This window comes from Arthrobacter sp. P4_F10 (genome assembly GCF_056401435.1).
Window position 1 is genome coordinate 141,625 of the sequence record NZ_JBFUJJ010000001.1, and the last position, 20,483, is coordinate 162,107.

At 61.2% G+C, this 20,483-nt stretch carries 20 protein-coding genes; 10 read left to right on the forward strand and 10 right to left on the reverse strand.

Going from position 1 to position 20,483, the window contains the following annotated elements; all coding sequences use genetic code 11:
* The first annotated feature begins 232 nt into the window (after positions 1-232).
* The 9 genes from AC1DR1_RS00660 to AC1DR1_RS00700 all read left to right on the forward strand — a co-directional run bounded on the left by AC1DR1_RS00660 (position 233) and on the right by AC1DR1_RS00700 (position 10,063).
* Complete coding sequence (locus tag AC1DR1_RS00660) at positions 233-1,189, forward strand: hypothetical protein (RefSeq protein WP_476992019.1); 957 nt, start codon at positions 233-235, stop codon at positions 1,187-1,189.
* Positions 1,182-2,291 carry a glycosyltransferase family 4 protein gene (locus AC1DR1_RS00665; protein WP_476992020.1) on the forward strand — a complete coding sequence of 370 codons (1,110 nt, stop codon included), beginning with the start codon at positions 1,182-1,184 and terminating at the stop codon, positions 2,289-2,291. The genes AC1DR1_RS00660 and AC1DR1_RS00665 overlap by 8 nt, the downstream gene beginning before the upstream one ends.
* Positions 2,194-3,534 (forward strand): oligosaccharide flippase family protein, encoded by a 1,341-nt coding sequence (locus AC1DR1_RS00670; RefSeq protein ID WP_476992021.1) that lies wholly within the window; start codon positions 2,194-2,196, stop codon positions 3,532-3,534. The genes AC1DR1_RS00665 and AC1DR1_RS00670 overlap by 98 nt, the downstream gene beginning before the upstream one ends.
* The gene (locus AC1DR1_RS00675) at positions 3,531-4,007 is read left to right on the forward strand and encodes a serine O-acetyltransferase (RefSeq protein WP_476992022.1); all 477 of its coding nucleotides are present in this window, start codon (positions 3,531-3,533) and stop codon (positions 4,005-4,007) included. Before AC1DR1_RS00670 ends, AC1DR1_RS00675 begins: the two co-directional genes overlap by 4 nt.
* 339 nt (positions 4,008-4,346) lie before the next feature.
* Positions 4,347-4,739: a transposase family protein gene (locus AC1DR1_RS00680; protein ID WP_476992023.1), complete on the forward strand. Its 393-nt coding sequence runs from the start codon at positions 4,347-4,349 to the stop codon at positions 4,737-4,739.
* A gap of 441 nt (positions 4,740-5,180) precedes the next feature.
* A complete protein-coding gene (locus AC1DR1_RS00685) occupies positions 5,181-6,590 on the forward strand; it encodes a sugar transferase (protein ID WP_476992161.1) in 1,410 nt (469 codons plus the stop codon).
* Between the two features lie 38 nt (positions 6,591-6,628).
* A complete protein-coding gene (locus AC1DR1_RS00690) occupies positions 6,629-8,512 on the forward strand; it encodes a DUF4012 domain-containing protein (RefSeq protein ID WP_476992024.1) in 1,884 nt (627 codons plus the stop codon).
* Between the two features lie 167 nt (positions 8,513-8,679).
* Complete coding sequence (locus tag AC1DR1_RS00695) at positions 8,680-9,288, forward strand: LPXTG cell wall anchor domain-containing protein (protein WP_476992025.1); 609 nt, start codon at positions 8,680-8,682, stop codon at positions 9,286-9,288.
* Positions 9,289-9,592: 304 nt separating this feature from the next.
* Complete coding sequence (locus AC1DR1_RS00700) at positions 9,593-10,063, forward strand: VanZ family protein (protein ID WP_476992026.1); 471 nt, start codon at positions 9,593-9,595, stop codon at positions 10,061-10,063.
* A gap of 9 nt (positions 10,064-10,072) precedes the next feature.
* Here the strand turns inward: AC1DR1_RS00700 and galU are convergent, their stop codons facing one another.
* The 7 genes from galU to paaA are packed head-to-tail and all read right to left on the reverse strand — an operon-like array spanning position 10,073 to position 15,913.
* Complete coding sequence (gene galU, locus AC1DR1_RS00705) at positions 10,073-10,963, reverse strand: UTP--glucose-1-phosphate uridylyltransferase GalU (RefSeq protein WP_476992027.1); 891 nt, start codon at positions 10,961-10,963, stop codon at positions 10,073-10,075.
* Between the two features lie 57 nt (positions 10,964-11,020).
* Positions 11,021-11,800, reverse strand: a complete 780-nt coding sequence (locus AC1DR1_RS00710; protein ID WP_476992028.1) for an enoyl-CoA hydratase/isomerase family protein — start codon at positions 11,798-11,800, stop codon at positions 11,021-11,023.
* 42 nt (positions 11,801-11,842) lie between these two features.
* Positions 11,843-13,069 (reverse strand): 1,2-phenylacetyl-CoA epoxidase subunit PaaE, encoded by a 1,227-nt coding sequence (gene paaE / locus AC1DR1_RS00715; protein WP_476992029.1) that lies wholly within the window; start codon positions 13,067-13,069, stop codon positions 11,843-11,845.
* 15 nt (positions 13,070-13,084) lie between these two features.
* A complete protein-coding gene (gene paaD / locus AC1DR1_RS00720; RefSeq protein WP_229995233.1) occupies positions 13,085-13,639 on the reverse strand; it encodes a 1,2-phenylacetyl-CoA epoxidase subunit PaaD in 555 nt (184 codons plus the stop codon).
* 11 nt (positions 13,640-13,650) lie between these two features.
* Positions 13,651-14,586 carry a 1,2-phenylacetyl-CoA epoxidase subunit PaaC gene (gene paaC / locus AC1DR1_RS00725; RefSeq protein WP_476992030.1) on the reverse strand — a complete coding sequence of 312 codons (936 nt, stop codon included), beginning with the start codon at positions 14,584-14,586 and terminating at the stop codon, positions 13,651-13,653.
* Entirely contained in the window at positions 14,583-14,885 is a 303-nt protein-coding gene (gene paaB, locus AC1DR1_RS00730; RefSeq protein WP_229995222.1) for a 1,2-phenylacetyl-CoA epoxidase subunit PaaB, read from the reverse strand. Before paaB ends, paaC begins: the two co-directional genes overlap by 4 nt.
* Positions 14,882-15,913 carry a 1,2-phenylacetyl-CoA epoxidase subunit PaaA gene (gene paaA, locus AC1DR1_RS00735; RefSeq protein WP_476992031.1) on the reverse strand — a complete coding sequence of 344 codons (1,032 nt, stop codon included), beginning with the start codon at positions 15,911-15,913 and terminating at the stop codon, positions 14,882-14,884. The genes paaB and paaA overlap by 4 nt, the downstream gene beginning before the upstream one ends.
* Before the next feature lie 159 nt (positions 15,914-16,072).
* Here paaA and lepB point away from each other — a divergent pair, with 159 nt between their 5' ends.
* A complete protein-coding gene (gene lepB, locus AC1DR1_RS00740; protein WP_476992032.1) occupies positions 16,073-16,786 on the forward strand; it encodes a signal peptidase I in 714 nt (237 codons plus the stop codon).
* Positions 16,787-16,856: 70 nt separating this feature from the next.
* Here the strand turns inward: lepB and AC1DR1_RS00745 are convergent, their stop codons facing one another.
* From AC1DR1_RS00745 to AC1DR1_RS00755, 3 genes are all read right to left on the reverse strand, one after another.
* On the reverse strand, positions 16,857-18,314 hold the full coding sequence (locus AC1DR1_RS00745) for a tyrosine-protein kinase domain-containing protein (RefSeq protein ID WP_476992033.1): 1,458 nt from the start codon (positions 18,312-18,314) through the stop codon (positions 16,857-16,859).
* A gap of 115 nt (positions 18,315-18,429) precedes the next feature.
* Complete coding sequence (locus tag AC1DR1_RS00750) at positions 18,430-19,452, reverse strand: hypothetical protein (RefSeq protein ID WP_476992034.1); 1,023 nt, start codon at positions 19,450-19,452, stop codon at positions 18,430-18,432.
* Positions 19,453-19,810: 358 nt separating this feature from the next.
* On the reverse strand, positions 19,811-20,356 hold the full coding sequence (locus AC1DR1_RS00755) for a hypothetical protein (RefSeq protein WP_476992035.1): 546 nt from the start codon (positions 20,354-20,356) through the stop codon (positions 19,811-19,813).
* Positions 20,357-20,483 lie beyond the last annotated feature (127 nt).

Below are 20,483 nucleotides of genomic sequence, written 5' to 3' on the forward strand. Positions count from 1 at the left end.
TCTGCCATCGATTTCCTTGGTTTGGCGAACGCGTACAGCCAACGTCGAAAAGCTCACCGGGACTGAGCTCGCTACCCCAGATGCCCTTTCYTTTTCACTCCTATTATTCTCCGCATGCCTAGTCTCATTCTGGATAGGCGAGGGTCTATTCAAATCATCAAGAGTTATGTCTATGCGGTCTAGCGCACAAAGCTATACTGACTCTAAATGGCGACAGGCACAAGTTATTCTAATGCTTATCGGCTTGACAATTTCCCTAAGTAAAATCGGGGGTGATCGAGCAATTGAATTTTCAGAACGCGGCACTCAAGTTGGTCAAGGAGTTCTTGTACTCGCTTGGTGGTGCTTGCCCTTGGGTATTGCTCTCGGCTTTCTTTTTAGACACTGGAATTCAAAGCTGCGCTTGGCAATGAGCATTCTCGGGATAGCTCTCATCGTCAATTCAGGAGTTCGCAGTCCTCTACTCCTTATTGCGGTGGCGTGCATTCCTCTTCTGTTACAGCGGATAGCCAGGAGCAATAGTCCTATTCAAGTGTGGTCAATCGCGATAGCAGGAGGCTATCTGCTCATCACTCTAGGCGGTGCGATTTCGGCTTGGCGCGGCTCAATCCGATACGGAACTCCGATCCCCTTAGGTCAAGCTCTCCTCCATGCGGCAGGCGATCCCCTGAGGACCCTGACCTCGTCCGGGCTCGACACCGTCGACGGCTTACTGCTTGTCTATTCATTGCCTCCGACTATCATCGATGCTAACCTCCTGGACTTATTTAAGGTACTGCAGACGATGATACCTAGCCAGTTCTACCCTGATAAACCTGAATTCATCAGCAACATAATTAGCCGCGAACTTTTGGGATTTGGAACAGCTGGGATGTTCATGTCGGGGCCCGGCTATCTTATTCTGATTGGCGGTAGTTGGTTGGCTGCGATATTATTGTTTGGCTTGGGCGGGGTTACATATCGCCTTATCGTAACGCGTCGTGCAGCCGGTGCTGCATGGTTGATTGCGACTTATACACTCATTCGATTTGTCATGGGCGGTGATGCCTTCGACTTTTATCAAGGCCTGACCCTTGTCGGCATTTCTGCGACTTCGTTGGCTGCAGCAGCATTCATATCTGGTGTTGAAAAGCGGCTGCATGTGCCGAAGACTTTCCCCCGAGAGATGACTGGAGCCTCACGTGATTGAGTGGCACGTTCTAGATCCCAGTCAAGAGCTCGTCTCCAGCAACGGCGCAGCCATCCTGGGCATCGCACGCGAGCTCGCCTCAGCGGCGACAGATGTTGGAATTACTTCACGAATCGTTGGTGGAAACCGTGGGTATGTAGACCTCCCCGAGGCTCTACCAATCCTGGGAGGTCCAAAAACCCATCGAGGTTTCCGTCGATTTATCGAACGGTCGTATCGTTTTGTTACTGGCTCTAGCCTTCAGGCAACGCTCAACTTTTCGCAAGAGTATGGCCCTACTCCCAAATTGATCGTTCTGCACAATCTGCCCTGGGCTGGTGCGGAAATGCGGAAGCGATTCGGGGACGCGCGAATTGTCCTTTACGTCCACAACAGACTTCTCAATGGACTTCCTGCTTGGTCCATAAGGCGAGTTCTTCGTAATTTTGATGAGATCATCTGCGTTTCGGATTCAACTCGCCTCGACTTAGAGCGTCGTAGCCAATTCAGTGAGAGTGGGGCTCCCAAGTTTAGAACCATTCATAATGCCCTCAGGACCGAGCGATCCTTCCCAAATAGTGTACCGAAATATGACGTTGTCTATGTCGGTAGACTGGTCAAGGAAAAAGGGGTTCACATCCTGGCCGAAGCCGCGGCGCTCCCCGGCCCCAGATGGCGCGTTGCAGTGGTCGGTGGAAAGTACTTTTCGCCCGGAGCGGAAGAGGACCCCTACGTATTGGGGCTCCATCGTTACGCTGAGGAACATGGTCTGGATATCAACTTCAGTGGGCCCGTGCCTCCCTCCGCAGTTCTCGATTATTTAAGTAGAGCCCGTGTAGCTGTGGTTACTTCCATCTGGGAAGAACCAGGTGGGCTGACGCTCCTCGAATCAATGGCGAGTCCCGCCGCTGTTGTTTCAAGCCGTGTCGGCGGATTGCCGGAAATGAGCTCGGCCGGGGGCGTAATTTTTGTCAATCCCGGTGATCCGCGAGCGCTCAGACAAGCGGTTGATGAGTTGCTAGAGAATGAAACTATGCGACTTTTGGTTGCGGAGAAAGGGTGTGAAGAAGTTGCAGACCGCACTTGGGACAAGGTCTATCGAAGGCTCACAACCTATTCGTAAACGAATCAAGTGGGATGTCATCCGCAGCTTCGCTGCCTATAGCTTCGCTCCTGGAGTAGGGCTGCTTACGGCGCCAATTTTGGCTCATAGCCTAGGGGTAGAGGGTCGAGGCCAACTGGCCGCTCTCATGCAACCGCTAACCGTGGCCGATTCGATCGCTGCGTTGGGCATTCCAACAGCCACAGCATTTTTCATCGCACGCGGGGCGGATGTGCGGAGGATACAAAAGCGGGCATACTTAGCTGCCGCGATAACAGCCTTGATAGCTTTCTCTGTTTTGGCGGTTTACAGTGCCGGCGTTGCTCGCAGTCAGGGAATCCCTCAAGTTCTGCTGGTATTGATCTGGCTGTCAATCGTCCCGGGTGCGCTCTTGGCTGTCAGGAGATCAGCTTGGACGGGATTGCAGCTGTTTAAGCGCGTCGATATTGAGAGAGCGTTGTTCGCCGGATCACGCCTGGCAATAATCGTGGGGTTAGCAGCATTAGGCCTGTCCAATGTCTTGCTATTTGCGGCGGGCCCGATTGTGGTTGGGCTGTTGATATCAACAATTGTATTGGTTGCTAAGCTCAGGCTGCCCAGAGCCTCGGTTGAATCTAGTGTGCCTCGACGGAGCGATTTCTTTCGCTTTAGCGTGTATGCCGCCATGGGCACAGTCTCAGCGTCCGCAAGTGCGCGGTTGGACCAAGCAATCATGCCGGGGCTCACAACGAGCGAGCAGTTGGGGCTATACGCCGTTGCAGTAACGGTTGCGGAGGTTCCCCTTCTGGTAGGCACAGTGTTGGCGAGAAACCTTATAGCAGAGGCGTCCGCCGGCCACCACGTTACGAAGATGGTGCGCCAGGTTCTCTTCGGCTTGGCTGTCGCAGTCTTGGGTAGTTCTGCGATTGGGCTCCTCTCATCCTGGCTCATTCCCATTTTTTTCGGGGAAAGCTTTAGCGGTAGCATTTCACCCATCTACGTTCTCTTGGCTGCTACATGCTTCTCGGTCGTGACGTTGTCGTTCTGCGCGATATTGACCGGCTGGAATCACCCGCTGCTGGCATCGGTACCTCAGCTTGTCGCGGTCATTGTCGTTGTCGCTGGGTTCAGCTTTCTCGGCCACGGGATTTCCGCAGTGCAATCTTCTCTCATCGCGTTAGTGGCTCAATCCGTATCTCTTGTCTCGGTCTGCATACTAGTTTGGTTTGCACAACCCAAGCGGGGAAGACACCGATTAGACCAGTTAGGAAGAGGCCCTAGATGAATCTTCAGGAACGACTCGTACGTCTTTCGAGAAAGAAGCTTATTGGCAGAGCCGCTTATTTTTTGCTCAAGGTGCTGGGTATAGAACTTCCAATAACTGCGAAGTTGCAAGGTCGCCTATTCCTGCCTCACGGAGCCGTTGGCCTCGTAGTCCACGAAACAACTTCGTTGGGCGATTCCGTCACTCTCTTCCAGGGAGTAACCATCGGCCGGGCAGATCAATACCGTCCGGTGACCCCAGAGTCCCCCAAGGGAGATAGAGCCGGCGGCGTGGTCGTTGGAGACCGGGCGATTCTGAGTGCAGGGGCAAAAGTACTCTTCAAAACAGGGCAAACGCTCAGCATCGGGGAAGGCTCCATAATCGGCGCCAACGCAGTCGTGCTGTGCTCAGTGCCTGCTTGGGAAATCTGGGCGGGAGTACCCGCGCGAAAAATAGGCTCTTCTCCGTTTGTTGGGAACGGTATTCCCTCATGAGTGTCATGCCACTATCCGGTAGCACTTATTAGGAGATCAACCGGTTTGTAGTTGTTGGGTTAGCCCATGCGGTGGGTTTGATGCGCCGGCATTCCTAGCTTCGGACCAACGCGCTACCGACTCCAGATGCGCTGCGTGCAGGCGATTTACGGGCTCTCCGCGGTTGGTGGGTAAATGGCTTGTATCTCTTAAGTACCCCCTGTTGAGGTGGGGTGGTCGTCGTTTACGGGCTCTTCAAGGTTGGTGGGGAATTGAGTCCGTGTCGTAGCTAAAAAAGGGGCCCGTGGCCCTGCTGGGATGAGTGTGTCTAGCATTCAACCAGGAACAGGACCACGAGCCTTGACTGAGCCTACCGTTGTGGCGTTCGACGCTGCCACCAGCATCTTCAACCTGCCCGGCTACCGCGTCATCTCCGCCACCGTGCTGGCTGATGGCCGGCGCCAGATCATCGTTGAAACAGACCAGCCACCGGGCTGCCCGAGCTGCGGTGTAGTGGCGACGCGGCGGAAGGAACGGCGCTTCCAGCGGATCCGGGACATCCCTGTCGCCGGCGCCGTGGAGGTGCTCTGGTCCAAGTACCGCTGGTACTGCGTGGAACCCAAGTGTCCACGGCTCTCGTTCTTTGAATCCACCGCCCAGGTCCCGCGCCGTGCCCGTTCCACCGGCCGGCTCCGGGACCACGTCGGAAATGCGCTGGCAAGCATCCGGAGCCAACTCGAGGCTGGACTATGAGCAGGCGGGTCCAACCGCCGACGCTCGACGCTCGACGCTAGACACCGATACGCTCCCCGCCGAACACATCGTCAAGCGGTAACCAACCCGCGAACGTCAGCAACCCAGGGCTTGCGGCCCGCCGGGCCGGCACACGATGAGCGTCCCCCGAACCATAAGCCAGGAGCCGCTCACCTATGGCTCTTGACAGCCGGACCTACATATCAGCCATTTGCGTTGGCAAGTGGACGCTCAGCCCCAACGCGGTGCCGCAACATGCTCCGGTGACGACTCAATACCGGCACGAACGCATGAGTTGGGGAGCAACCGGTTTCAAGGACGCCCAGGGCTTGAAAATCGACAGCCGTGCCGCCTGTATCCTAGCCACTGGGGATTTCTTTATTCGTAGAACGAACAACATCATGGGGGAGCACATTGGGGACGGTGTCGAATTGGCGGGTGATGGTTCCCCGCCGACTGCAAGTTGTAGACGCATTTGTCGTATCTTGGGCGGTCATCGGAGCTTTCGTCGTGAGGTTCGGAATCGAACCCGACTTCGTAGGCTCAGGGCAGGAAATCGCTTATGGATTTCTGTCCGTCGTGCTGGCAATTGCTTGGTGGATCATGCTCGGGGCATGGAACAGCCGTCAAAGCAGGGTGCTGGGTGCTGGTCCCGACGAGTACAAGCGAGTTACTGCGGCATCGTTGTGGCTGTTTGGCATTGTGGCCATATTCTCTTACGTACTCCGCGTTGACACTGCCAGAGGATACGTTGGCGTTGCTCTGCCGGTCGGGTTACTCGGACTGCTACTGGCTCGCTGGCTACTGCGTCAACATTTGAACGTGAAGCGGCAACAAGGTCACAGCATGTCACGTCTTCTGCTTCTAGGAGGTCCTGGCGCGGTCGCACATCTCGCGGCCTCCCTTGTAGGCGCCAAGCACGCTGGTTACCTTCCCGTCGCAGGCTATACGCCGGGAACCCACGCGGGACCAGACATTGAACCCGAGTCAGGGCTTCCGATATTGGGCTTTAGGCCCGATGCACGCTCGATTGTCGAAGCGATAGAAGCCTGCAGAGCCGATGCAGTCGCAGTCTCGGCTGGAGTCCAACTACACCCTCAGATACTGCGGCAGCTCGGTTGGCAACTGGCCGCCCGAAATATCGGACTAATCATGGCCCCAGCGCTGACTGACATCGCGGGACCTCGGATTCATACCCAACAAGTCGCGGGGCTACCCCTGATTCATGTGACGACGCCCACTCTTGATGGCGGTCAGGGTGTCGCAAAGCGGCTGTTTGACATTCTGGTGTCAGCGCTTCTGATCATCGTTGCCTCACCTGTCATGTTGATGGTAGCGGTACTGGTAAAGATGGAGAGCCGAGGTCCCGCACTCTTCAAGCAAGACCGGGTTGGGATGGAGGGGCAGCATTTCGAGATGCTGAAGTTCCGATCCATGGTGATCGACGCTGAGCAACGTCTGGCTGAACTTGCGCAACATAGTGACGGGAACGGGATTCTGTTCAAGATGAAGAATGATCCACGCGTAACTCGCATAGGGAAGATCATCAGGAAATTCAGTTTGGACGAACTCCCGCAACTATTCAACATTTTCAGGGGATCCATGAGCTTGGTCGGACCGCGCCCCCCATTGCCCTCTGAAGTAGCAGCATATGAGCACGACGTACGTCGTCGTCTCCTCGTCAAACCGGGCCTCACCGGGTTGTGGCAGGTCAGCGGTCGTTCCAACCTATCTTGGCAGGACTCAATCAGGCTGGACCTTTACTACGTTGAAAATTGGTCGCTTGCCGGGGACCTCATGATCTTACTGAAGACCTTTCGCGCAGTATTTCGCGGCGCAGGGGCTTACTAACCATCGGCAAACGCCCTTTTATAGGCAAGGAAAACGAAATGCGTACAGACCAGGCCCCGGAAGCCGGCGACGGAGGCCGCGCCGAATCGGTCAGGACCGGAGCAGACGACCCGCGCGTGCGTCGCCGTCGGCTAGTAGTTGCTGCGTGCTGCCTGGCTTCTTTCGCGGTCCTGGCTCTGGCTGCGGCAGCTTGGCTTGGCTCCCGAGCCACCATCATCAATAACGAACTTGAGGCCACGACGCAGCTCATCCCGGTTCTCAAGGAGAGTATTGCTGACGACAAGCCGCAAGAGGCAAATGCGATTGCGGATCAGCTCCGCACCCACACGGCGACAGCCCGCGACGCCGCAGGAGACCCGCTCTGGACCCTGGCCTCCGCAGTCCCCTGGCTCGGTGCCAACTTCAGCGCCATTACAGAAGTAGCACGATCAGCTGACGATGTGGCCACACTAGGCGTGGACCCACTCGTGAACGTTTTCGAGTCCCTGGACTGGGTCAGCTTGCTGCCGGGCGGTGTAGGAACAAACCTCGAACCTCTAAAGCAGGCCGCTCCCAGCGTTTCGGCGGCCGCCCACGCCGTGCGGTCTTCGTCGGAGCGACTTAAGCGCATTGACTCCAGCGGTTTGCTCCCGCAAGTGGCTGAACCCCTTGCACGTGCCCGCGAACAGCTGGATACCGTGACTGGCGCACTGGATGCAGCGGCCAATGCTGCTGCGATCGCACCCGGGATGCTGGGGTCTGACGGCCAGCGCAGCTACTTGCTGATGATCCAGAACAACGCAGAAGCCCGCGCCTCCGGAGGGATTCCCGGGGCCTTGGCGGTCCTGACGTTCGATCACGCCAAGCTGACGCTCGGGAACCAAGGTAGTGCCTCGGGGCTCGGCGCCTTCGCCCCCGTTATCCCTGCTGACCCTGAGCAGACGCAAATCTACTCGGCGCGCCTAGGCGAATACATGCACGACGTCAACCTCACGCCCGACTTCCCCACTGCCGCCGCCACAGCTGAGGCCATGTGGGAGAAGAAGACGGGGCAGCCCGTGGACGGCGTTGTCTCCCTGGACCCCGTGGCGCTGAGCTACGTCCTGGATGCCACCGGCCCTGTCCGGATCACGGACCCCGGGCTGCCTGCTGCAGCCAAGAGCGGGCTCCCGACGGAACTGACAGAGAAAAACGTTGTTCAAACGCTTGTTTCCGACGTCTACGCGAAGATCGAACGCCCTGACCTGCAGGATGCATATTTCGCGGGTGTTGCCAAGGAAATCTTTGGAGCCCTCGCTAGCGGCAAAGGTGAAGCCAAGGGCCTGATCAAGGGCATCACGCGCGGTGCGGCGGAAGGCCGGGTCCTTGTCTGGTCCGGCACGGCCAACGAACAAGCCATCATCGCGAATTATCCGCTCAGCGGATCAATCGCAGGCAAGAGCGTCGCTCCGGCACAGTTCGGCGCCTACTTCAACGATGGCACCGGGGCCAAAATGGACTACTACGTCAAACGGACTGTTCAGCTCGTAAAAGAATGTACCCGTGACGGGTACGCGCAGGTCAAGGTCCGCATCACGAGCACCAACACGGCCCCTGCCAACGCAGCATCGTCACTCCCTGCCTATGTCACTGGAGGGGGCATCTTCGGTGTGCCGGCCGGGACAGTCCAGACCAATGTGATTGCCTACGGTCCGGTCCAGGCCAACGTGGAAACAGCCACCGTGGACGGCACGAAGACCGACTTCGCCGCCCACCGCCACGCCGATAGACCCGTGGGAACCGTCACCGTCACTCTGGCCCCCGGCCAGAGCAGCACGGTAGACCTGACCTTCGGCAAAATCGTCCAGCATGCGGAACCGACTGTGGTTGTCACGCCCACCGTCCAGCCTGTCAAGGACGTCATCCTGGCTACCGAGAATTCCGCCTGCGGTGCGGGGACGTAAAGGCCAAGTTAACAGTAAGTAAAGCGACTTGATTCACTTTGGTCACACTCGTTTTAGATGCTAGTCTCTGCATGGGCTTATCAAATGAGATTTCAATCCGCGGCCGCTCGGGGGGCCGGAAGTCTCCACATCGCGTGACACACGAACTTACGGTCTCAGGGGGACACATGAAAAAAACACTTGCAACAATCGCGCTCGCGGGCTCCATCGCCCTCATCGGCGCATTTCCGGCAGTCGCAGCGGATAAGTACCCGGCACCTCCCGCAAACGCCGCCGTTTCTGACGGCGTGGTTGGCCCGGGCGCTGACTTCGTCTTCCGCGGCAAGGGCTTTAAAGCCGGCGAAGGCCTCGTCATCAGGGTCACGCCCGGGACCAAGCCTGCATCGACGGGCGCCAGCGTCAACGGCCGCGGAATGAGCGTTACCGGCAAGATCACGCTGCCGCTGGCACCGCAGCAGTTCTCCGCTAAGGCAGATACCAGTGGCGCCTTCGCCCTCTCGCTCAGCATCAGCGAGCCGGGCGTATACACCATCACCGCGACAGGTTTGGAGTCTGGCGTCACCGCTACCTCGAGCATCACAGTGGAAGGCGCCGCAGTGGCGCCCGCCTCCACGACCACCACGACCTCGACCTCGACCTCGACAAGCGGACTGGCCAACACCGGCGCTGACTCCAACCTCATGGTCTGGTCCTTGGTTGGTGCAGGCGCCCTGGCAGCCGGCGTGACCTCTGTTGTGGTGGTTCGCCGCCGCGCCAAGGCAGAGTTTGCAGCCTAGGCTTCAGGACAACACGCACTAAAGATGGTGGTGTGGTTCATTGGGAAACCGATGAACCACACCATCATTTTGCGTTAAGCACGTCACACGGTCTGTCATGGACCCATTGTGGTATTTACTAAGGCTATGGGGAGTCCTGACTTTACGGGGAGACATTGGCGCACAAGAACAAGGCGATGGCGGCCGCACTTTTCCCTGCCGTTGCCAACGCCGCAGGCACTCCCTTATATCCTCCTAACGCTCCTGGCGGCAGCCGCCTTGGGAACAGCCGCTTTGGCCGTCCTCAAGACCTCCTAGGGCGCGCTTGAGGACGCCGCTGCGCCCCCGGCTCTGGCAAGGAGTCCTGGGCGGCGCATTTATCCTGCTGGCACTTATCGGGTTTTGGCCCAGCCCCGTGGACCGGCCCGTCCAGGGCGAAATTGCCGGGGCCCTGCTTTTGCTCCATGCGTATGGAATTCCTGGCTGGATCAACTACGCGTTCGTGGAGGCCTCTGCAAACGTGGTGCTTTTCGTCCCTGTGGGTATCGCGGCCAATTTTGCATTTCCGGGCAGGAAATGGTGGCAGAACGCGGCCCTGGGGCTACTGGTTTCCGCGTGTATGGAACTCGGCCAGTTGTTGTTCCTCAGCAGCCGCTTCGCAAGCCCGCTGGACGTTATTACCAACACTGCCGGATGCGCGGCAGGCACCTTGATGGCAGCTGCCGCGGTCAAAGCCTTAAGAAACCAACAGGCCCAGCGCCTGTCAGCGCCGGGCCTGCCGAAGTCTCGCGTTTAGGCGTGCCGCCTAGTTAACGAATTCCTTCAACCAGATCTTCAGCTCTTCACCGAATTCCACACGCTCTGAGGCGATGGAAATTACCGCCTTCAAATAGCTGAGCTTGTCCCCGGTGTCGTACCGGCGGCCGCGGAACACCACGCCGTAAACACCGCCGCCCTCGCAGTCGGAAACGGCCAGGGTCTGGAGGGCATCCGTCAGCTGGATCTCCCCGCCGCGGCCCGGCTCCGTTTCCTCCAGAACGTCGAAGACCTCGGGGTGAAGCACGTACCTCCCGATCACGGCAAGGTTGGACGGAGCGTCCTCCACGGCAGGCTTTTCCACGAGCCGGTTCACGCGGAAGTAGTCTTCGCCTTCCACGGCGGAGATATCGGCACAGCCGTAGGCGCTGATCTCGGAGGGATCCACTTCGATCAGGGCGATCACCGAACCGCCGGTCCTGGCCTGGACGTCGATCATGGTGCTGAGCAGCTCGTCGCGCTCGTCGATCAGGTCATCGCCCAGAAGGACTGCAAAGGGCTCGTTTCCCACGTGCTGGCGGGCACACAGGACGGCGTGGCCCAGGCCCTTCGGATCGCCCTGGCGGACGTAGTGCAGGGGCCCCAGGTTGGAGGCGTGCTGTATGGCCTCCAAGCGGTCCAGATCGCCCTTGAGCTCCAGGGTCCGTTCCAGGGCCGGGGCCCGGTCAAAGTGGTCTTCCAGTGCCCGCTTCTGCCGGCCGGTGATCATCAACAAGTCGGTCAGGCCCGCTTTGACGGCCTCTTCCACCACATACTGGATGGCCGGCTGGTCAACCACTGGCAGCATTTCCTTCGGCATTGCCTTGGTGGCTGGCAGGAAGCGTGTGCCCAATCCGGCAGCAGGAAAGACGGCTTTTCTTATTGATTTCCCCAAAGTCATAGCTGCACCTTACAAATCAATGGAGCAAAGTGGCAATCGGACCCGCCGGGCCGCCTGTCAGCCCTTGAAAACCGGGCTGCGCTTCTCCTGGAAGGCGCGGAAGCCCTCGGCGTAGTCCTCGCTCTTGCACAGCCGTGCCTGCTCTGCGTTTTCCTCTTCCATGGCCTCCCACAGCCCCAGCCGCTGGTCCCGGATGTGCGCCACGAGCTCCTTGCTGGCCCTAAACGCGCCCGTGGCGCCGGTGGCGACGCCGGCCACGATGGCCCGGGTAGTCTCCAGCAGTTCCGTTGCGGGCATGGCCCGGCTGAACAGGCCCTGCGCCACGGCGTCGGCGCCGCTCATGAGCTCGGCGGTGTAGATCAGGTCCAGGGTCCGGTGCATGCCAAGGCGCTCGGTGAAATACCAGTGCCCGCCGGAGTCGAGGGTGGCGCCGAGCTTCGCGAACGGTGAGCCGAACTTGGCATTCTCCGCCACGTAGACCACGTCCGTGGCCAGCAGCAGGCCCAGCCCCACGCCGAGGCAGGCGCCCTGGGCCGCGGCGAACGTGGGGGCGGGGAAGGCGCTCATTTTCTTGAGCAACGGCTGGACGAGCCCGCCCAGGTAGGCCTGCGCGTCGTCGCTCTCCGGGGTGACGCCGGCAATGTCACGGCCGGCGCAGAAAGCGCGGCCCTCGCCGCGGAGCAGCAGTGCCCGGACCTCGCCGCGGGCGGCGGCGTCGGCGGCGCGATCGTACGCCTGGGACAAATCCGCGAGTGCCTGCTCGTCGAGGGAGTTCAGTTTGTGCGGGGCATCGAGTACGACCTCGGCGACGCCGCGAGCGATGGACAGGGAAATCATGGGGCTCCTTGGATTCGTAAAGGCCTAGTAGTCGAAGAAACCCTAGACGTCGAAGTCGACCGTGACTTCCGGGGTGGTGGGGTGGGACTGGCAGGTCAGGACGTAGCCCTTGTCGAGCTCGTCCTGCTCCAGGGCGTAGTTCTCGTCCATGGTGACATTGCCGCTGACCACCTTGGCCCGGCAGGTGCCGCAGACGCCGCCGGCGCAGGCGAACGGCACGTCGGGGCGGACCCGGAGGGCGGCGTTGAGGATGGATTCGCGGGCGTGGGTGGGGCTCGCCACTTCGCCCTGCAGGCCGTCCAGCTTGAACGTGATCTTGTAGGTCTCCTTGGATTCGTCCGCGATCACCGGCCGGCCAATGTTGCCCTCGGGGCGGTCCGGCTTGCCGGAGGTGAACAGTTCGAAGCGGACGTGCTCCGGGGTGACGCCGCGCGCGGCGAGAGTGTCCCGGCACAGCTGGACGAGTTCGAACGGGCCGCAGAGGAACCATTCGTCGACGTCGTCCGCATGGATGGCGGTGCCCAGCAGCGCCTGCAGCTTCTCGGCGTCGATCCTGCCGCTGAGCAGCGGCGCGATCCGCTGTTCACGCGAGAGCACGTGGTGCAGCGCCAGCCGGGACGGGTATTTGTCCTTCAGGTCCGCGAGTTCTTCGAGGAACATCACGTCCATGGCGGCCTTGTTGGCGTAGATGAGGTCGAAGCGGGTCTCCGGATGGGCCGCCAGCAAGGTGCGGGCAATGGCGATCACGGGAGTGATGCCGGAGCCTGCGGCGATCGCGACGAACGAGCCGGGCTCCCCCGCCAGCTCCTCCGGGTGGTTCATGGAGTTCATGACGTTCTGCTCCACGGACTTGCCGTCGCGGCCGTGCTTGGAGATAAAGGCACCCATGGGGCTCATGACGTCCAGGACGTCGCCAGCCTTGAGTTCGGCGTTGGCCCACGTGGAGAACAGGCCCCCGAGGTCTTTCTTGATGGCCACCCGGATTTCGCTGCTGCCGTCCGCGAAACTGCGCGGCTCGGCGCAGATCGAGTAGCTGCGGCGGATCTCGTGCGGCTGGCCGTCGGCGTCGGGCAGGGTGGTGCGCAGCGCGACGTACTGGCCCGGCAGGTAGTCGAACGCACCGGCGAGCTCAGCCGGGACCCCGAACGTCACTTCGATGGCGTCGTCGGTGAGCCGGCGGACCTCGTCCACCGTCAGGGTGTGGAAGGACGCACGACGGCGGCCGGTGGCTGTGGCCGACTCCGCGGCGCTCTGGCGGACAACCTTCATGGAGGCACCTGTTCCTTACAAGACTTTGAAGTAGTCGAACGGTTCCTTGCAGTCCTGGCACACGTAGAGCGCCTTGCAGGAGGTGGAACCGAAGCGGGTGAGTTCTTTGGTGTTGAGCGATGAGCACTGGGGACACTTAACGGCGAGCGCGAGCCGGACCGGGCCGGCGTGCCGGACGGCCGCCGAGTGGCCCGACGGCGGGGCGATCCCGTACTGCTCCAGCTTCGCCTTGCCGTCCTCGCTCATCCAATCGGTGGTCCAGGCCGGGGAAAGGACAAGTTCCACGTTGACGCTGGGGTAGCCTTCGCGGTTGAAGGCCGCCTTAAGGTCGTCGCGGATGGCGTCCATGGCCGGGCAGCCGGAGTACGTCGGCGTGATGGTGACCTGCACGGCCGGGACCATGCCGCCGTCGTCGTAGAGCTGGACGTTGCGCAGGATCCCGAGGTCCTCGATGGTGAGGACCGGGATTTCCGGGTCGCAGACGGTGGCAGCGAGGTCCCAGGCCTTTTGCTCGGGGGTCTTCTGCTCCGCCGGGCGGCCGTCTGCGGCCGTGGGGTGGCTGACGTACATATCCATGGTGGTTACCAGCTGGCCCCGGGGTACTCGCGGGCGAGCACCTGCATTTCGGCGAGGAGGTAGCCGAGGTGTTCGGAGTGCAGACCCTTGCGGCCGCCGCCGGGTGTGGGCTGCACGTTGGGGACCTCGAGCTCCGCTTCGGCCAGGACCTCGCCGGTGAGGCGGTCGAAGTTGGCGCGGAGGCTGGAGGGTTCGACGGCGGCGCCGCCCGCGCTGAGGCGGGCGGTGAGCTCGTCGTCGCGGAACAGCTCGTCCACGTAGGGCCAGATGACCTTGAAGCCGTGGATCATCTTTTCGCGGGACTCGTCCGTGCCCTGGGCCAGGCGCAGCACCCACTGGGCGCTGTGGTCGCGGTGGTAGTCCACTTCCTTGACGGCCTTGGCGGCGATGCCGGCGAGGGTTGCGTCGGTGGACTGCGTCAGCCGGCTGTACAGCTCGAACTGGTAGTAGCTGACGACGAACTGGCGGGCGATGGTGACGGCAAAGTCGCCATTCGGTAGTTCGAAGATCTCGACGGAACGGAACTCGGGCTCGCTGCGGAAATAGGCGAGGTCGTCCTCGCTGCGGGCTGTTCCGTCCTCTCCGAGAGCGCCGCCGGCGTAGCTGAGGAAGGAGCGGGCGTGGCCTAACTGGTCCAGGGCGATGTTGCCGAGGGCGATGTCTTCTTCGAGCTCCGGGGCGCGGGAAATCCAGTGGCCCAGGCGCTGGGCGAGGACCAGAGCGTCATCGCCCAGGCGCAGGGCGAACTCGGCAACGTCCTCGCTCGGCTTGGCGGTGCCGCGGCTCACGGCCAGGGCGATGTCCTCCGGGCGGAGGGCGTTGCCGGGAGTGATGCGGGTGGCGCTGGCCGTGGCCTCGCCGCTGCCGCTGGCGCCCTGGACGCCGACGGAGATGTCGCCGTGGCCACCGGTTTCTGCCGCCGTTTCAGGTGTGGTGCTCACAGGTGCTTCACGCCCTCGCTCTTGGTGTAGTACGTTGCGTGCCGGTAATCCTTGCCCTGGGGCGACTCGAAGAACGAGCCCTTGGCGTCCGGATCGCTCGAGGCGATGGCCTCGGCCGGGACCACCCAGATGGACACCCCTTCGTTGCGGCGGGTGTAGAGGTCACGGGCGTTGCGCAGGGCCATGGCCGCGTCGGGTGCGTGCAGGGATCCTGCGTGGACGTGGGACAGGCCGCGGCTGGAGCGGACGAATACTTCCCAGATGGGCCAGACGTTTCCTGCTTGGGGTTCGGTTGTCATGCTGCTGATACCTTTTCTGCTTGCTTACGGCGCTGTTTGTCGGCATAAGCCGCCGCGGCTTCGCGCACCCACGCGCCGTTCTGGTGTGCCTCGCGGCGCCGTTCCAGGCGCTGGGCGTTGCAGGGGCCGCGGCCGGCCAGGACTTCGTGGAATTCGGCCCAGTCCAGCGGCCCGTGCTCCCACTTCTTGGTTTCCTCGTTGAACCGGATGTCCTTGTCCGGCAGCGTCAGCCCGAGGACCTTGACCTGCTCCATCATCATGCCGACAAACCGGTTGCGGAGTTCGTCATTGCTGAATCGCTTGATGTTCCAGGCCATGGACTGCTTGGAGTTGGGCGAGTCGTCATCCGGCGGGCCAAACATCATCAGGGCCGGGGCGTACCAGCGGTTCACCGCTTCTTGCGCCATCTGCTTCTGTTCGGGGGTGCCGTGGGAGAGTTCCAGCAGGATCTCGAAGCCCTGGCGCTGGTGGAAGGACTCTTCCTTGCAGACCCGCACCATGGCCCGGCCATAGGGGCCGAAGGATGCGCGGCAGAGCGGCACCTGGTTGGCGATCGCGGCGCCGTCGACCATCCAGCCGATGGCACCCATGTCGGCCCACGTGCGGGCCGGGTAATTGAAGATGGAGGAGTACTTGGCCTTGCCGTCCATCAGGTCCTGCATCATCTGATCACGCGGCTGGCCGAGGGTTTCGGCGGCGGAGTAGAGGTAGAGTCCGTGGCCGGCCTCGTCCTGGACCTTGGCCATGAGGATGGCCTTGCGCTTCAGGCTCGGGGCGCGGGAGATCCAGTTGGCCTCCGGCTGCATGCCGATGATCTCCGAGTGGGCATGCTGGGAGATCTGGCGCAGGAGCGTTTTCCGGTAGGCCGGCGGCATCCAGTCCCGCGGCTCGATCCGGGAATCTTCGGCCATGACCTTGTCGAAGTAGGCCTGGCCCTCGGCGTCGAGCCGGGCCGCGTCCTCGGGGCTCTGTTCATGCCGTACCGACGATGGCTCGGCGGGCACTGACTGCAGGGTCTGCGATGCCATGGTTGCTCCTCGTGAATTTCCGATAAATAATTACCGACCGTTCGTTCAGGATATGCGGAAGGCTCGAGATGCGTCAAGGACGGGGGTTCCTAAAGAATGCCCGGACCGCGCTCAAGCGCCGGCGTCATGAGCCCGGATCGCCGGTGATAGCTTGAACTCGTGAAGATCGCTGCCGGCAAAAAGCTCCCCCTCTGGGCCTCTGTGGCCCTGAACATGCTGATTGCCCTGGTGGCAGTCGCCCTGGTTCAGGGGTTCCTGGTGAAGGCCTACCGGATACCGTCCGGGTCAATGGAGCCGACGCTGCAGGGCTCCGCGGGCGACGGCGACAGAATCCTGGTCAACCGGCTTGCCTACGCCGGCTCAGAACCGCTCCCCGGCGACATCGTGGTGTTCACCCGGCCGGACAGCTGGCAGGCCGAATCGGCGGTGGCACGCGGCGCCGGGATCGCCGGGCTGGCCCGTTCATTCGGAGACGTGACAGGGATCGGGCCCTCCAACGAGCAATTCCTGGTAAAGCGGGTGATTGCGACCGGCGGCCAAACCATCAGCTGCTGCGGACAGGATGGCAAACTGCGCATCGACGGCCAGCCCCTCGACGAGCCCTACATTTTCGAAGATCTGCCCTTTGAGGCAGGCAGGATCGACTGCCAGACCACTCCCCGTTCGCTCAGGTGTGTTCCCGTGTTCACAGTCCCCGAGGGCGAGCTCGTGGTGCTGGGTGACCACCGTTCAGTCTCGGTTGATTCCGCCATCGCCTGCCGGAGCCTGACCGCTGTGGCTGGCGACTGCATGAGGACGATCAAGTCCTCGGCGGTCGTCGGTCAGGTGGCGGCGAGATTCTGGCCTCTGGACCGCGCCGGCGGAGTGAGCTGACTCAGCGGGAAAGTGAAAATCCCCTCGGAGCGGGTTGCTCCAAGGGGATATCTTCAGTGCTAGCTCGCGTCTACCGCGCCGCCACCGGCTCAACGGACTGATACGCGGTGTAGTACCTGTAAGAGCCCGCGCCTGTGGTGGGCACGCGGTTGAGAATGGTGCCGAAGACGGTGCCGTTCACGCGCCCGAGGTTGCCGAGGGATTTGCCAAGCTCTTCATCGGTGGTCTTTCCGGACCTGACGACGACGATTGCTCCGTCTGCAATGCGAGTGAGGACGGCGGCGTCCGTCACGGGGAGCAACGGTGGTGCGTCAACCAGCACAATGGCGTCCTGGGCGAGGGTCTTGAGCAACGTCTTCATGGCCAGCGATCCCAGCAGCTCGCTCGGGTTCGGCGGGATTCGGCCTGAACCGAGCACCCGCAGGTTTGGCATCGCGCTCCATTCCTGCAGTACGTCTTCCAGCTCGGCGTGGCCGCTCAGGACGTCGGTTACACCGACTCCGGGGATGAGATTGAAGACATCGACCAAGGTGGGCCGGCGCAAGTCGCCGTCGACCACCACAACGTTCTCGCCGGCGGCCGCCATGGTGACCGCCAAGTTGGCCGTCACCGTCGATTTCCCCTCGGCCGGCACAGAACTCGTCACGACAATAATCCGCGGGGGATTGTCGACATCGACGTACTGGAGATTCGTCCGAAGTTCTCTCAGGGCCTCGGTGATGGCATGCGAACCTTCGCCCGATGCGACGGGGCTGAACCCGTCGTCCAGCACGGTACTTTTCCCGTCCAGGCGGTGATCCACCGGGAGCGTGCCCAGCACTGGCACGCCGAACCGACGTTCGATGGCCGTGGCGCTCCGGAGCCTGCGGTCCAGACGGTGGCGAATGAGCGCGTAGAGGACTCCGAGGGCCAGCCCGGCCAGAGCTCCGATTCCCAGAGCCAGCTTCACGTTGGGGGATGTCGGGGCGGTCGGCAGGACGGCTTCGCCCAGTGGAACCACGCGGATGACGGGAACGGGGACGACGTCCGAGCCTTCGACGGCGGGGATGCTTTCCATCTCCTTGACTTGCTCGGCAAGGCCCTTAACCCAGGCATCCGCAACCCGTTGGGCCATCGCGGGGTCCGTGGACGTGGCAGTGACGGCGAGCTGGGCGCTTTCCTTCGGCACAGTAACCGAGACGGACCCCAGCAAGGCGTCCGGCGAGGTGTTGAGGCCAAGAGACGTGACGACGCGCTCGGCCACAAGCCGGGACTTGGCCACAGACTCGTACTTGGCTGCCTTAGTCTGGGCCAGGTTCTCGCTCATGAGCGAAAGGCTGAGATTGTCCGAGCCGCCTGCCACGACAATCCCGCTGGACTGTGCCGAGTAGATCTTCGGCTGCAGGAGGGTCCAGCAAAAAGCGAGCACGGTGAAGGCCAGAGTGAAAGCCAAGACGCCCTTCCACCGGGCCCGGGCGATGCGCAGGTAGTCCTCCAGCGCAAGCCCCGCCGGTGTCCCGTTGTTCTCGGCCGTATCAAAACCAGTCACGCGTTGGTCCTCTCCCCCGTGCCTGGCCCCAACGACCCACACGAAAAGTTACTTTACGGTACGGTGACCGCGTTGGTGTGCATATTTAACTGCGTTAACCGCGCATTTAACTGCGTTAACCGCGCAGGATTAATCCCCGGTCGACGAGTCCGTCAACAGCCTCATCCAGTAGCGCTTCATAGCCCTCGGGTAGCCCGTGCAGGGCTTCGATCCGACTCACCAAAGTCTGCATCGAGATGGGACGCCGGGCGGACTTCCAGATGATCGGTCCGATGCCGCTGAGGCGGGTGAGTTCGGCTTCCGTCAGGACGAGCAAGTCCTCGCCGATCTCGACCGCGTCAACGGCGGCGGCCGCCTGCAGCCAACCCGCGGGAATTGGTTCTGCCGTCTTGTCGCCTGCCTGGTGAGCTGCTGGCTCCGCTTCCGGCTCCATCAAGGCTGGAATCCATGCCACGGTGACTTCCTCCGGCTCGACAAGCGGCGTGAGGAAGAGCGGCGCCAAGCTGTCCGTCAGATCAGCCGCTTCCGAATAGCTGACGCGGAACACGCCGCCCACGCTGTCAATCAGCCGACAGAGTGATTGAAGCGGCTGGAAAACAGCAGCTTGGGAGGAAGTGTCCGGAATGAGTGCAAGCACTGCATCCACCAGAGGGACCGGCTCGATGGCGGGGAGCTGATAGTCCCCACCGGCAATCCTGTCGAGCAAAGCGATGGCCGCGATGCGGGGGTTGTCCGGTGCACCTTGCAGGCCCAACTCATCCGGGCCAACCTGCAGTTTGGCGTCATCGGGCCTTCCCTGCTTGACCGATAGCGGCTTCGGGTAAGGAACAACAGTCCCATCCACCCGGATGGCGACGGTTTCGTCGGTTATATACCCAAAGGTCCGGGCGAGCTCCGATGAAGCCGTTGTCTTGCCCGTGCCCGATTTCGCCACCAGGGCGATAACAGCGCCACCGGAATCCGCAACCCCGCACGCGTGGAGCATGGTCAGCTCGCCGGCCCGTTCCAGGATGGCTGCGATGGTGACTTCCGACGTCACTGCTTCGGCCAAGCCCTCAAACGTGTCCGAGCCAAGGTGCCTAACGCCGTCGCCCGGGAGCTTCGAATCGAAGAACAGGGTTGCCGTGAAGGCCAGCATTGAAGCACACGGATCCGTCACCGATGTGGTCGCGCCCGTCTTCCCTAGGCAGCGACTCCAGGCCTTAGCCATTGTTTGTCTATGAGAAACCGTGACGGCAGCACCCCATTTAACAATGAATCTTGTGCCCAGCACGTCAAGGTTCAGATCGCCTAAGGCCTTCAATTAGCTTCACCAATCCGACAATGTTTTCGTAGCTTGATGCTCCATACCAGGAGTCGCCCTCGCTGCAAAACCTTTTCGATGTGACACTCGTACTACTCGATCCTGGCATTTCACTTCTGGCCATTAGATCACTAACGGTGTGCCCCGCGAACCGCGACTCGGGCTACGTCAGATGGAGTTGCCGCTAATCCACTTAGGAGTCAGTGAGCGTCGAGGAACCTGACACTGCGGGTGTCACTGACGTAAGGCTTACCACAACGGCGTAGCTGCCGAAGTGCGTCTCGTTATTACTCCGCGCGTAGGTATAGGCCAGGTCGAAGACCCGGCTGGTTGCCACACTGCCAGGAACTGAGACCGTACCAGTGAAGGCGTTCTTGTTATCGAACTTTCCGCCTACAACCGCCACACCTGCAACCGTACTGACACCGATTCTGGCCATCTTATTCGCCAAAAAACCGGTACCAGGCGTAGGCGTGACACTGATCGAGAACAACTGCGGGCCCACGATGGTGGCCCTAGAATTTTCGACGGTGAAGGACTCGGGCGCCACGACATTGCGTGGATTTAGGTTGACACGGCGGGTTGCCACGGCAAAGGCCACAGTCACGTTCACCGACGCCGCAGCGGCCGGGGCGGCAATTGCTGCCGCGATGACAGGCACGCTCCATGCGGCGCCCTTCACAACGGAACGGCGGTCGAAACTCGCCTTCGGTGCGGCCAGGCTCTTGATCTCCGACATCTACTACCCCAAGTTCTAGTGCGGCGGAGAACCCAGTCGGGCCAGCTCCTGCCGAAAGTTTCGGCATCCTTGGTCGACTGTACGCAGAAAAGCATGAATCTTCAATATCAAGATGCTTTATTTTCAA